Annotated in this window: 11 protein-coding genes; 5 read left to right on the top strand and 6 right to left on the bottom strand. The window is 66.1% G+C overall.

Features of this window, described 5'->3' with window-relative positions; translation table 11 throughout:
* Positions 1–95 precede the first annotated feature (95 nt).
* The 4 genes from WCE59_RS09325 to WCE59_RS09310 are packed head-to-tail and all read left to right on the top strand — an operon-like array spanning position 96 to position 3,617.
* Positions 96–1,211 (top strand): MlaE family ABC transporter permease, encoded by a 1,116-nt coding sequence (locus WCE59_RS09325; RefSeq protein ID WP_343258481.1) that lies wholly within the window; start codon positions 96–98, stop codon positions 1,209–1,211.
* A gap of 5 nt (positions 1,212–1,216) precedes the next feature.
* Positions 1,217–2,035: an ABC transporter ATP-binding protein gene (locus WCE59_RS09320; protein ID WP_343258480.1), complete on the top strand. Its 819-nt coding sequence runs from the start codon at positions 1,217–1,219 to the stop codon at positions 2,033–2,035.
* A gap of 2 nt (positions 2,036–2,037) precedes the next feature.
* Positions 2,038–2,964, top strand: coding sequence for an MlaD family protein (locus tag WCE59_RS09315; RefSeq protein ID WP_343258479.1), 927 nt, complete (start codon positions 2,038–2,040; stop codon positions 2,962–2,964).
* The gene (locus WCE59_RS09310; RefSeq protein WP_343258478.1) at positions 2,961–3,617 is read left to right on the top strand and encodes an ABC-type transport auxiliary lipoprotein family protein; all 657 of its coding nucleotides are present in this window, start codon (positions 2,961–2,963) and stop codon (positions 3,615–3,617) included. Before WCE59_RS09315 ends, WCE59_RS09310 begins: the two co-directional genes overlap by 4 nt.
* 29 nt (positions 3,618–3,646) lie before the next feature.
* Here the strand turns inward: WCE59_RS09310 and WCE59_RS09305 are convergent, their stop codons facing one another.
* The 3 genes from WCE59_RS09305 to rimK form a co-directional block, all read right to left on the bottom strand.
* Positions 3,647–4,984 carry a sensor histidine kinase gene (locus WCE59_RS09305; RefSeq protein WP_343258477.1) on the bottom strand — a complete coding sequence of 446 codons (1,338 nt, stop codon included), beginning with the start codon at positions 4,982–4,984 and terminating at the stop codon, positions 3,647–3,649.
* On the bottom strand, positions 4,971–5,654 hold the full coding sequence (locus tag WCE59_RS09300; protein ID WP_343258476.1) for a response regulator transcription factor: 684 nt from the start codon (positions 5,652–5,654) through the stop codon (positions 4,971–4,973). The genes WCE59_RS09305 and WCE59_RS09300 overlap by 14 nt, the downstream gene beginning before the upstream one ends.
* A 238-nt stretch (positions 5,655–5,892) precedes the next feature.
* The gene (rimK, locus tag WCE59_RS09295; protein ID WP_343258475.1) at positions 5,893–6,801 is read right to left on the bottom strand and encodes a 30S ribosomal protein S6--L-glutamate ligase; all 909 of its coding nucleotides are present in this window, start codon (positions 6,799–6,801) and stop codon (positions 5,893–5,895) included.
* A 221-nt stretch (positions 6,802–7,022) separates the two neighbouring features.
* Here rimK and WCE59_RS09290 point away from each other — a divergent pair, with 221 nt between their 5' ends.
* Positions 7,023–9,047 (top strand): sodium-translocating pyrophosphatase, encoded by a 2,025-nt coding sequence (locus tag WCE59_RS09290; protein WP_343258474.1) that lies wholly within the window; start codon positions 7,023–7,025, stop codon positions 9,045–9,047.
* Positions 9,048–9,134: 87 nt separating this feature from the next.
* Here the strand turns inward: WCE59_RS09290 and WCE59_RS09285 are convergent, their stop codons facing one another.
* The 3 genes from WCE59_RS09285 to WCE59_RS09275 all read right to left on the bottom strand — a co-directional run bounded on the left by WCE59_RS09285 (position 9,135) and on the right by WCE59_RS09275 (position 13,033).
* A complete protein-coding gene (locus tag WCE59_RS09285; RefSeq protein WP_343258473.1) occupies positions 9,135–9,809 on the bottom strand; it encodes a hypothetical protein in 675 nt (224 codons plus the stop codon).
* Between the two features lie 124 nt (positions 9,810–9,933).
* A complete protein-coding gene (locus WCE59_RS09280; protein ID WP_343258472.1) occupies positions 9,934–11,463 on the bottom strand; it encodes a M91 family zinc metallopeptidase in 1,530 nt (509 codons plus the stop codon).
* 22 nt (positions 11,464–11,485) lie between these two features.
* On the bottom strand, positions 11,486–13,033 hold the full coding sequence (locus WCE59_RS09275) for a M91 family zinc metallopeptidase (RefSeq protein ID WP_343258471.1): 1,548 nt from the start codon (positions 13,031–13,033) through the stop codon (positions 11,486–11,488).
* Between the last annotated feature and the right edge of the window lie 53 nt (positions 13,034–13,086).

Raw genomic sequence — 13,086 nt, 5'->3', positions numbered from 1 at the left:
CAATGCGATCACGCAGCGCGGCCCCTTTCACTCTCTTGCGACACGATCTCGTACTCTATTGCCTTCCCCGCACCCTCGGCACTCCTGACCGCTGCATGCCGCTGACTCCTGCTCCGCCGACCGCCCACAGTGATGCCAAAGACCCGGACCGCCTGCGTCTGGAAGGACGCTGGACCCTGCGTCACACCGGAGTGATCAGCCAGGTGTTGGCCGACGTCCCGGACGAAGTGGCGCGCATAGACGCCACCGGGGTGGAGCGACTGGATACGCTGGGCGTGCTGCAGCTCATCCGGTTCGCGCGCCGGCACGAACTCGACTTCTCCGCGATCGACTTCCACCCGGACCATCACGCCCTGGTCGCCGCCATCGAGGATGTGCAGGATGATCGGCCTCAGCGCCAGCGCGAATACGGCTTCGGCGCCGCCCTGGGCCGACTGGGTCACGCAGTCCACGGCTATCTGAAGGAAGCCACCTCGCTGGCCAGCTTTCTGGGCGAGAACCTGGTCAAGCTGTTCCGCCTGGGCAAGGAACCGTCGCGCTTCCGGCTGACCTCCACCGTGCACCACATGGAACAGGTGGGTCTGGACGCGGTGCCGCTGGTGGTGCTGCTCTCCTATCTGGTGGGCGCGGTGATCGCCTTCCTGGGCGCGACCATCCTTGCCGACTTCGGCGCAGAAATCTTCGTGGTGGAACTGGTGAGCATCGCGTTCCTGCGCGAATTTGGCGTGCTGCTGACCGCGATCATCCTCGCCGGACGCACCGCCAGCGCGTTCACCGCCCAGATCGGTGCGATGGTGAGCCGCGAGGAGGTGGATGCCATCCGCACCCTGGGCCTGGATCCGATCGACCTGCTGGTGCTGCCGCGGCTGCTGGCGTTGCTGGTGATGCTGCCGCTGCTGACCTTCCTGGCGATGATCGCGGGCCTGGCCGGCGGTCTGAGCGTTGGTGTGTTCAGCCTGGACGTGCCGCCGCAGGCCTATCTGGCGCGGATGCAGGACACCTTCGAAATGCGGCACATGCTGATCGGCCTGTCGAAGGCTCCGCTGTTCGCACTACTGATCGGACTGATCGGCTGCCTGGAGGGCTTGAAGGTCAGCGGCACCGCGCAATCAGTGGGCGAGCGCACCACCTCCAGCGTGGTACAGACGATAGCGCTGGTGATCGTGATCGACGCATTCGCGGCGATCTGGTTCATGCACATGGGCTGGTGAGGGCGATGGCCGGACAAAGCAGAGACGAGCCGATCATCCGCATCCGCGGCCTCGAGAACCGCTTTGGCGAACAGGTGGTGCACGAGAACCTGGACCTGGATGTGCGCCGCGGCGAGATCATCGGCGTCGTCGGCGGCTCGGGCAGCGGCAAATCCGTGCTGATGCGTACCATCATCGGCCTGCGCCGGCCCAACGCTGGAAGCATCCAGGTGCTCGGCCAGGATGCGCTCAGCGAGGACCGCCGCGCGCGCCACCATATCGAGCGCAACATCGGCGTGCTGTTCCAGGACGGCGCGCTGTTCTCCTCGCTGACGGTGGGCGAAAACGTACAGGTGCCCCTGAAGGAGTACTACCCGGACCTGAGCGACTCACTGCGCTATGAGCTGTCGCTTTTGAAGGTGAAACTGTCAGGCCTGCCAGCCGATGCGATCGACAAGCTGCCCTCGCAGCTGTCCGGCGGCATGCGCAAGCGCGCTGGCGTGGCGCGGGCGCTGGCGCTGGATCCGCCGCTGCTGTTCCTGGATGAACCCACCGCCGGGCTGGATCCGATCGGCGCGGCGGCGTTCGACCAGCTGATCCGCACCCTGCAGCAGGCGCTGGGACTGACTGTGTTCCTGATCACCCATGATCTGGATACGCTGTACACCATCTGCGACCGGGTCGCCGTGCTGGCCGAGCGCAAGGTGCTGGCCACCGCGCCGATCCAGGAAGCGGAGCAGATCGACCATCCGTGGGTGCAGGAATACTTCCACGGTCCGCGCGCAAGGGCGGCTCGCACCGCGCGCGACGGCAATCCCCCACACGACACCCCGCTGGAAGCCTGACCATGGAAACCAGAGCCAACTACGTCCTGATCGGCGCCTTCACCATCGCGGTCGCCGTCTTCGGCCTGCTGTTTGCGCTGTGGGCGGCCAAGTTCGCCTCCGACCGCAGCTGGCAGACCTACGCGGTGGTGTTCAGCGAACCCGTCACCGGGCTGTCCGAAGGCAGCAGCGTGCAGTACAACGGCATCGCCGTGGGCACAGTACAGAGCCTGAGGCTGGCGCCGGATGATCCGCGCCAGGTGGTGGCCATGCTGCGCATTGATACGCGCGCCCCGGTCAAGGCCGATACCCAGGCCCGCATGTCGATGACCAGCCTCACCGGCCCGCCCATCATCCAGCTCACCGGCGGCAGCCCGGAAGCGCCGCGGCTGGTGGATACCAGCAGCCGCGACGTGCCGATCATCCCCACCGCGCCCTCGGCCCTGCAGAACATCGCCGACACGGCCAACCGGCTGGTCGAACGACTCGACGGCCTGCTCAGCGAGGACAACATCGCCAGTATCGAAAGCACCCTGGCCAACCTGGAGAACGCCACCGCCGCCTTCGGTGACGGCCGCGAAGACATCTCTGCCCTGCTGCGCTCTGCACGCCAGGCCAGCGAGAAGCTTGAGCAGACCCTGACCACCGCCAACAGCACCATCTCCGATTTCGACCGGAGCTTCGTCCAGCAGCTGCCGCCGCTGATGGAGCGGCTCGACCACACCATGGCCCGGCTGGACTCGGCCGCCGACGGCGCCGACGCGATCCTCAACGAGAACCGCGCCGCGATCAACAGCTTTGCCAACGATGGCCTGTCCCAGCTCGGCCCAACCCTGGGAGAGCTGCGCGGACTGGTACGTGACCTTCGCCGGATCAGCGACCGCCTGGACAACAATCCCGTCCGCTATCTGCTGGGCCGCGACACGCCTACGGAGTTCGAACCCGAATGAGCATCCATCACATTCCCGGTTTCCGCATTGCTGCCGTCGGCAGCCTGGCCCTGCTGCTCGCCGGCTGCAGCCTGCTCGGTGACAGCGGCCCGCGCGAACGCGGCACCATCTATTCACCCGACGTGCGCGTACAGGCCGATCCGGCATGGCCCAGCGTGGACTGGCAGCTGTCGATCGCAAGCGCCACCGCCGCGCGCATGGTCGACAGCCCGCGCATCTCGGTCCGTCCGGTTCCATCGCAGCTCCAGGTCTATGCGGGCAGCTCCTGGGCACAGCCTTCAACCGACCTGCTGGAAACCACGGTGCTGCGTGCGTTCGAGGATTCCGGCCGCATCGACGCGGTGGCCCGCAGCGAAGTGGGCATCCGCCCGGACTACAAGCTGGTGATGGACATCCGCCGGTTCGAGGCGGACTACGCCGGCCAGGCGACTCCAAACGCCACCATCGAAGTGGCCGCCAAGCTGCTCTACAACCGCGACCAGCGGGTGGTGGCTTCGCACACCTTCCTTGAAGCCGCGCCCGCCGCCGGCACCGCCGTGCCGGAAGTGGTGGCCGCGTTCGAGCAGACCCTGGCTGCGATCAGCGCCGACCTGGTGGGCTGGACCCTGTCCAACGGCCAGATCGACGCACAGCGCCCGGATGAGCCGCTGTAGAGGGACGGTTTCGCGCGCGCGGCGCGCTGCTACGCAGCAGGACGGGTGAATGACAGGGTGGCGACCACGCCCTGCGTCTCGCCGGGGGCCACGCGCACATCCCAGCCGTACAGCTCGCAGAGCCGGCGCACGATCGACAGGCCGATGCCTCCACCCTGGGAATGCTCGGCATGGGCGCCCCGGTAGCCGCGCTCGAACAGCTTGGCCGCCTCTTCGCCCCCCAGGCCCGGGCCGGAATCGATCACTTCGGCCGCGCCGGGCAGGATCCGCACGATCACCTCACCCGCGCTGGTGTACTTGACCGCATTGCCGATCAGGTTGCCCAGCGCGACCGAGACCGCAGACTCCGGCGCATCGACCATCAGCTCGGCCCCAACTTCCAGCCGCAGCTCCAGCGGCTTGTTGCCTACCTGGGCGCGGTGCGAGTCAAGCAATTGTTCGGCCACCTTGCACACGTCGGTATTGCCGTGGCCACGCTCGCTGCGTGATAGCAGCAGCAAGGCGCTGATCAGGTCGGTGCACTGCTGCTCGGCGCGCTGGATCCGCAGCAGCCTGGTCCGGGTACGCTCATCCAGCTCCGGTCGCGAAAGCAGCAGCTCGACCGCGCCGCGGATCACCGCCAGCGGCGTGCGCAGCTCATGGCTGACGTCGGCGTTGAACTCCCGGTCGCGCTGCACCACCTCGGTCAGCCGGGCGGCGTAGTCGTCCAGCGCACCCGCCAGCTGTCCCACCTCATCGTCGGGAAAGTGCGCGGCCAGCTCTTCGGGCCGGTTGCCGCCCGACTGGCGCAGCCGGTTGGCAAGCTCGGACACCGGGCTCATCACCCGGGACGCCGACCACCACCCCAGCAGCACCGATATCAGGGTCACCACCAGTACCGCACCCAGGATGGCGCGCTGGAACTGGGCTTCGCCACGCGCGGCCTGGGTCATGTCGTAGGCCAGGAAAAACCACTCGTCCGGGGTCTTGCGCACGGCCAGCTTGTAGGCGAACGGCTCGCCGTACTCGTCCACGCCGCTCAGGTTGTGATTGCCGTTGGGCAGGTCGTACCAGTCCGGCTCTTCCGACCTCAGCGCCTCGAACCGCCCACTCTTGACCACCCGGCCAACCATCTGCTGCACCGGCAGATCGGGATTCTGGGTGGGATCGGTGTAATACCGGCGCGCGTATTCGTCGATATTCTGGTTCATCACGTCTTCGACCAGCGCGTTCTCGACCCGGTTACGTGCTTCCTGGGTCAGGAACGCGAACAGCACCGTGAGCCCGAAGCCGAGCAGGACGAAGGTGACGATGATGCGGCTGCGCAGGCGCCGCCGGTACCGCCTGCGCCTGCGCGCGGGCGTGCTTTCCGGATCAGTTGCCGCCATCTGGCTGGGCGATCCGGTAACCGATGCCGTGCCTGGTCTGGATCATTGGCGTGGGGAACGGCTTGTCCACCATCGCGCGCAGGCCGTGGATATGCACGCGCAGCGAATCCGAATCCGGCAGTTCCTCGCCCCACACCCGCGTTTCCAGCTCCTGGCGGGTGACCACGGCCGGTGAGGCTTCCATCAGCGACTGCAGGATTTTCAGCGCGGTGGGATTGAGCTGCAGCAGCTTGCCTTCGCGGCGCACTTCCAGTGTATCGAGGTTGTATTCCAGGTCCCCGACTTCCAGCACCCGGGTCTGCACGCCACGACCGCGACGCTGCAGGGCGTTCAGCCGCACCTCCACCTCCTGCAGGGCGAAGGGCTTGATCAGGTAGTCATCGGCGCCGGAATCGAAACCGGCCAGCTTGTTGTCCAGGCTGTCGCGTGCGGTCAGCATCAGCACCGGAGTCTGCTTGCGCGCCTCGGTGCGCAGCTTGCGGCACACCTCCAGCCCGTCCATGCCCGGCAGGTTCAGATCAAGCACGATGGCATCGAAATCGTGCACTACCGCAAGATGCAGGCCGGTCACCCCATCGGCGGCGAAGTCGACGGTATGACCCTTGTCTTCAAGATAATCGCCCAGATTGGCAGCGATATCCTGATTGTCCTCTATGACGAGTATGCGCATCGACGGTGATCCATATCGGTAAACGACCCCGGATTCTGGCACATCCCCAAGTAAAGCCGCGTGCTAAAGCCGCGTGTCATGGATTTGGGGAGCGGACACAAAAGACCCGGGCGATGCCCGGGCCAAGAGATCAACCATCCCATGTGCCGCAACCTGATCAAGGAGAGAGCTTCTCTGCGGTGGGATCACCCTACGCCCGCAGCAATTAAACGCCGGTTAAGTTGTGGGTAGAAGCTTGTTAAACACGGGCACGTCGCGACCGTCTGGGCCGCTCGCCGACCCCGGCGTGGATGTGATCGATGATGGCCCCGGCAATGTCCGTCCCGGACACTGTTTCAACGCCTTCCAGCCCGGGTGAGGCGTTGACCTCCAGCACCAGCGGGCCGCGCCCGGAATGGACCAGATCCACCCCGGCCACGCCGAGGCCAAGCACCCGGGCCGCACGCACCGCCAGCTCCAGCTCATCGGCCGTGGGCTCGGCATGGCTGCCGCTGCCGCCACGATGCAGGTTGGCGCGAAAGTCCCCTTCCGGCGCCTCGCGCTGCATCGCTGCAACCACCCGATCGCCCACCACCAGACAGCGCAGGTCCCGGCCCTGCGATTCAGCCACGTACTCCTGCACCAGGAAGGTGGCGTGCAGGCCGCGCAGCGCTTCCACCACGCTGCGTGAGGAAGACAGCTTCTCGGTCAGCATCACTCCTGAACCCTGGGCGCCTTCATTGAGCTTGATCACGTGGGGCGCCGGACCGAGCATCGACAGCAGGTCGGCGGTGTCGTCGGGGTTGTCGCCAAACACCGTCGCGGGCATGTCGATACCTTCCGCGGCCAGCAGCTGGTGACAGCGCAGCTTGTCGCGCGCCCGCACGATCGCCGCCGAAGGGTTGGGCGTGTGGCACCCCATGAGCTCAAGCTGGTGCAGGACCGCATTGCCATAGCGGGAAATGGACGTGCCGATGCGCGGGATCACCGCGTCGTAACCGGTCAGCGGCTTGCCCTTGTAATGCATGGCGAAGCCTTCGCGGGCGATCCGCATATAGCACCGCAAAGGATCCAGCACCCGCACGCTGTGTCCACGCACGCGCGCGGCCTCGACCAGGCGCCGGGTGGAGTACAGCCGGCTGTTGCGCGACAGGATGGCAAGTTTCATCGGTATGCGTGTGGCGGGGGGAATTCCTTATATCAGCACTCCCCGCTCGTACTCACGCTCGTGCTCATGGATTTCCGCACCCCGGCGCCGGCGTGGATGTCCTGCCACCCCTTGTTTCCGCCGTGGGTTTGTGGCATTGGCGCACCCTGGACCGTGTGCCATAGTCGGCAGGCTGCCGATTATCCGGCGCACTTTCGATGCATCACTCTGGGAGGGGTTTCATGCTCGAGCTATATGGTCTTTGGCTGGCGCTGGGATGCGCCATCATCGCGATTGTCTATGGCGTCATTGCGGCGCAGTGGATCAACCGGCAACCGGCCGGCAACGAACGCATGCAGGAGATCGCGGGGGCGATCCAGGAAGGCGCACGCGCGTATTTGAACCGGCAATACCTGACCATCTCGATTGTCGGCGTGGTGCTGTTCGTACTGGTCGGCTTGTTTTTGAACTGGCCCACGGCCATCGGCTTTCTGGTGGGCGCGGTACTGTCCGGCGCGGCCGGCTATATCGGCATGAACGTATCGGTGCGCGCCAACGTGCGCACCGCCGAGGCCGCCCGCAACGGCATCAGTGCCGCCATGGACGTGGCCTTCAAGGGCGGCGCCATCACCGGCATGCTGGTGGTCGGGCTGGGCCTGCTGGGCGTGGCCGGCTACTGGGCGGTGCTCAACTTCATGGGCATGCCCACCGAGGACGTGCTGCACGCGCTGCTGGGCCTGGCCTTCGGCTCCTCGCTGATCTCCATCTTCGCCCGCCTGGGCGGCGGCATCTTCACCAAGGGCGCCGACGTGGGCGCGGACCTGGTGGGCAAGGTCGAGGCCGGCATTCCGGAAGACGACCCGCGCAACCCGGCGGTGATCGCCGACAACGTGGGCGACAACGTCGGCGACTGCGCGGGCATGGCCGCCGACCTGTTCGAGACCTACGCGGTCACCGTGATCGCCACCATGCTGCTGGGCTTTTTGATGGTGGGTGAAGTCGGCAGCAACGGCGTGCTGTACCCGCTGGTACTGGGCGGCGTGTCGATCATCGCCTCGATCATCGGCACGATGTTCGTCAAGGTGAAGCCAGGCGGCTCGATCATGGGCGCGCTGTACAAGGGCGTGATCGTGTCGGGCGTGCTGGCCGCGGTGGCCTTCTTCCCAATCACCACGTCGCTGATGGCTGACAACGTGTATGGGGCGATGAACATCTTCGCCTGCGCCATCATCGGCCTGGTGCTGACCGGAGCGATCGTATGGGTCACCGAGTACTACACCGGCACCCAGTACAAGCCGGTGCAGCACATCGCGGCCGCATCCACCACCGGCCACGGCACCAACATCATCGCCGGCCTCGGGATCTCGATGAAGGCCACGGCGCTGCCGGTGATCGCGGTGTGCATCGCGATCTGGGCCTGCTTTGAACTCGGTGGTCTGTACGGCATCGCCATCGCCGCCACCGCGATGCTGTCGATGACCGGCATGATCGTGGCCCTGGATGCCTACGGTCCGATCACCGACAACGCCGGCGGCATCGCCGAGATGGCGGACATGCCGCCGGAAGTGCGCGAGGTCACCGACCCGCTGGACGCGGTTGGCAACACCACCAAAGCGGTCACCAAGGGCTACGCGATCGGCTCGGCCGCACTGGCGGCGCTGGTGCTGTTTTCCGACTACACCCACAACCTTGAAACCCATCTGGGCGTGGAGACCACGTTCGACCTGTCCAACCACATGGTGATCATCGGCCTGCTGATCGGCGGTCTGATTCCGTACCTGTTCGGGGCGATGGCGATGGAAGCCGTGGGCCGCGCCGCGGGCTCGGTGGTGGAAGAGGTGCGGCGCCAGTTCCGCGAGATCCCCGGAATCATGCAGGGCACCGCCAAGCCGGACTACGGCCGCGCGGTGGACATGCTGACCAGATCGGCGATCAAGGAAATGATCATCCCGTCACTGCTCCCGGTAGCCGTGCCGATCGTGGTCGGGCTGTTGCTTGGTCCGCAGGCGCTGGGCGGGCTGCTGATCGGCACCATCGTCACCGGCGTGTTCGTGGCGATCTCGATGACCGCCGGCGGCGGGGCGTGGGACAACGCCAAGAAGCATATCGAGGACGGTCACCACGGCGGCAAGGGCAGCGAGGCCCACAAGGCCGCGGTCACCGGTGACACCGTCGGTGATCCCTACAAGGACACCGCCGGACCGGCGATCAACCCGCTGATCAAGATCATCAACATCGTGGCGCTGCTGATGGTGCCGCTGCTCTGAGGGCGTGGCCCGCCGCATAGGCGGGGTCTGGAACAGAAACGGCGGCCAATGGCCGCCGTTTTTCATTGATCCTGGCGTACCCGCGCTTTATTCCTCGAACGCGCCCCGGGCAGTATCGAACCACGGCGTGCACACCAGCTGCTGGCTGTCGGCCAGCGAGAACGAAGCCTGCCACACCTCCACCGCACCGCCCTGATCCGGCGAACGGAACAGCTCCTCCTCGAACGGCGCCACGCCCAGGCACCAGCGCACCCGGTCGGGCTGGCCGCCCACCAGCGGGGCGAAGTTGAACGTGCCCTCCAGCGAAGCTCCCGGCGCCAGCCGCGCCGCCAGCGGCACCGGCGGCAGGGTGGGGCTGGGCTCGGGCAGCGGCAGCACCTTGTGGCTCAGGGTCAACCCGCCATCGGCTTCCTGGAACACCGGCTCGCCGACGTCACCCGCCTGCATCCGCTTCGTCAGCACCGCATGGCGATTGCCGCGGTCGAACACGGCCAGGTCGACATCACCACTGTTGTGCACCCGGTAGCGCACCGTCAGCGGACCGCCCGCGGGCGCCTCGAACGAGGTCTCCACCTGTACGCCCTGTCCGTCCACGGTGGTGCTTGCGCCCGCATTCGACATTGCTGCTGTCTCCATTGCCTGTGGGGTCTGATCGTAACCGGCGGAGGCCGGGGCGTGCGTGCACGCGGCGCCCGTCATCGTGGCCAGCGCCAGGGCAATCAGGCCCTGCAGGGTTGCGGCGCGGGGAAAGCTGGATGTCATGCGGCGTCACCTCTGGGGCCTGGACCGGTGGATGGAGCATAAAGTGTGGCGGGCAGCCTGCCGTGAAGCAGGCTGCCCGCCTTCTCCTTCCCTGGAGATAGCAACCGCTGCCAAAGGCAGCCGGTTACTGGCTGTAGCTGGGGCGGTCAGGCAGCCCCATTTCCCGACGGATACCGTTCTCCGTCAGGTGCATCGGGTTGTGGGTGGTGGGCGGGGTGCTGGGATCGCCGTCGAAATCAAACGGCTGGCCCGAGGTCTCCAAGCCTACCGCCTGGCGCTCGGCGTTCGAGACCCGGCCCGAGTCGGGGCCTGCACCCTGGTAGGTGCCCGGCTGGAAGGTGCCGGTCACCCCGTTGTAGGCATGCGACAGCTCGTGGAACAGCACCACGTTGGATGCCGGGAAGCGATCCATGTGGAAGGACGGGTTGTAGCTGACCAGCACGTTGGAGCCCGCGCCGGCCTGGCCATTGGAGATCTCGGCGGCGCGACGGTTCTCGGTCATCGCGGTGCCGTTCTGCTCATTGGCCATTTCGCGGATGGTCACCACGTTGCCCTTCTCTGCGGCGGCATCAAGCTCGGCCAGCATCTGCTGCCCGGCCGGGGACGCACGCAGGAAGTCCATCTCCGCTTCCATCCGCTGCTGGAAGGCGTCCGAGCCGGTGATCTGGATGCTGCGTCCAAGCTCCGGATCGATCTCCACGTTCACCACCGTGGGAGCAGCCGTGCCGCTGGCGCTGATGAGATCGTTGACGGTGGAGTAGACCATGTCGTCGCCATCCGCCCCCTCCAGTGCGGTGCGGCCGTCACCGGTGTAGACGGTGTTCTGGCCGCTGCCAAGATTGACCTGGTCATTGCCGGACCCGGCGGAAATGATGTTCTGCGCGTTGCCACCGTGGATCACATCGTCCCCGGCGCCGCCATCGATGTAGTTGAAGCCGCCGCCGGCGTGGATCTCGTCGTTGCCGCGGCCACCGTAGATCACGTTGGCGCCGTCGCCGCCGTGGATGACGTCATCACCCGCGCCGGCGTCGATGTCGTTGCGCCCGCCAATGGTCTGGATGAAGTCGTTGCCGTCGCCGGCCTGGATGCGGTCGTCGCCCATGCCAGTGACGATGTGGTCGTCGCCTGCGCCGGCATCCACCACCATGTTCACGGTCACGTTGGGCGAGGCCTCGATGGTGTCGTTGCCCGCACCGGTGCGGATGGTCAGCTCCTGATTCTGGTTCAGGCGCACTTCGTACACCTCACCGTTGACATCGATGTCCAGGGTGCCGTCATCGCGCTGGCTGATCTGCACGTGGGCATCGCCCTGACCGGTGGTGGTGAAGACCACCTGGTCACTGCTGATCCCCCAGTTGCTCATGGTCTGCTCGCGGGTCACGCTGGCCTGCTCGCCCTGGTGCAGCTCGGCGTTGCGGATCGTCTTGGCGTCCGGGGTGGTCTTGTTTGGCAGGCTGGTGCCGGTGTCGTTGCCGGAGATGGTGACGGCACCGTCCATGGCACTGTCAACGGACGCTTCAACGGGGGCGCCCATATCGCTGCGCAAGGGCGCTTCGGCGAATTTCTCCCCGCCGGCCAGCGGGCTGTCCCAGTACTGCTGGTTGGCCTGGGCGAGGGAGGATGCGTTGATTGCGGAATCAAGGTTCAGTGACATGGGATCGTCCTTATCAGGCTTATCAGGGGCTCATGTAGCTCGGGCGCAGATCCAGCCCCATTTCTTCACGGATGCCGTTCTCGGTCAGCTCGTACGGGTTGGAACTGGTCACCCGGCCGTTGCCGTAGTCGAACTCCGGATGGCTGCTCGGCAGACCCACCGCCTGACGCTCCACGTTCACCAGCCCGTAGTCGGGATGGCTGCGGCCCTGTTCACCGCCGTCATACTCGCCCGGCATGAAAGTGCCGGTCACGCCGTTGAAGGCGTGCGACATCTCGTGATACAGGATCACCGACGGCGCCGGCAGGCCCTCCACGAAGAATCCCGGGTTGTAGGAAATCGTCACGTCCGCACCGCCGCCCGCCTGGCCGTTGCTGATGTAGCTCGGGATCATGCTGGCGTAGCCGTTCTGCTCGTTCTGCAGCTCGCGGATGGTCACGGTGTTGCCCTTGTCCGCGGCGGCCGCATCGAACTCGGCCAGCATCTGCTGTCCATGGGGCGAGGTGCGCAGCATCTCGATATCGGCCTGCACGCGGCTGACAAACTCCTCCGAACCCTCGATGGTCAGGCTCTGGCCCAGCGCGGGATCAAGCGCCACGTTGACCACGGTGTTGCTGGCACCGTTCTCGGCACTGATGCGGTCGGAGATCGATTCGGCCGCGTAGATCACGTCCTGGCCGCCGTTGTTGACCACGGTGCTGCTGTCACCGGCGTACACGCGCGAATCACCGATGCCACTGTTGATGATGTTGTTGCCCAGCCCGCCCACCAGGATGTTCTGGCCGGCCACGCCGTCGATCCGGTCGTCACCGGCGCCACCATCGATGTAGTCGATGCCCTGGCCGCCGCTGATGGTGTCGTTGCCTTCACCACCGTAGAGCACATTGCGGCCTTCGCCCAGCACCGAGATGGTGTCGTCGCCGGCACCGCCGTACACATAGTTGTTGCCCTGGCCCAGAGTGATGGCGTCGTTGCCGGAGCCACCGAAGATGCGATCGTCACCGCTGCCCAGCGCGGAGATGGTGTTCTCGCCCGAGCCGCCCTCGATTACGAAATTCACGGTAACGCCCTCGGCGATCTCGATGGTGTCATCGCCCTCGCCGGCGCGGATGGTGATCTCCTGGCCGCGGGCCAGGTCAACCTCGTAGGTCTCGCCGTTGACGTCGAAGTTGACGCCGCCGTTCGCGCTCTGGGTCACCTGGACGCGGTCGTTGTTGTTACCGGTGGTGAACACCAGCTGGTCATCGGCCACGTAGTACTGCCCGCCCTGCTCGACCGCAGTGCGCTCACGGGTGATCGACACGCCCGGCGACTCGTGCAGCTGGTCGATCAGCACCGGCTTGCCGTCAACGGTGGACTCCTGGGTGCGGGTTCCCTCGTTGGTTGCGTTGCCATCCACGCGGGTCGCGGCGGTATCCACCGGACGCGGACCGGCGGACGGATGGGTCGGCGAATTCTCCAGCTCGCGCCTGTCGATGCGGGCAGCGCTGTCCAGCGGCTGCTCCCAGACGCTGCTCTGGCTGGTCTGGGCGGCCTGGTGTGGAATGGACGAATCAAGCTGGATCGACATGACGTGTGCCTCTGGTCGTTGACTGAGTGGGCATAGAGATACGCATGCGTATG

The organism is Luteimonas qiangzhengi (assembly GCF_039548515.1).
In the GTDB taxonomy this organism is placed as follows: domain Bacteria; phylum Pseudomonadota; class Gammaproteobacteria; order Xanthomonadales; family Xanthomonadaceae; genus Luteimonas.
This window is presented reverse-complemented; position numbering and strand designations above follow the sequence as displayed.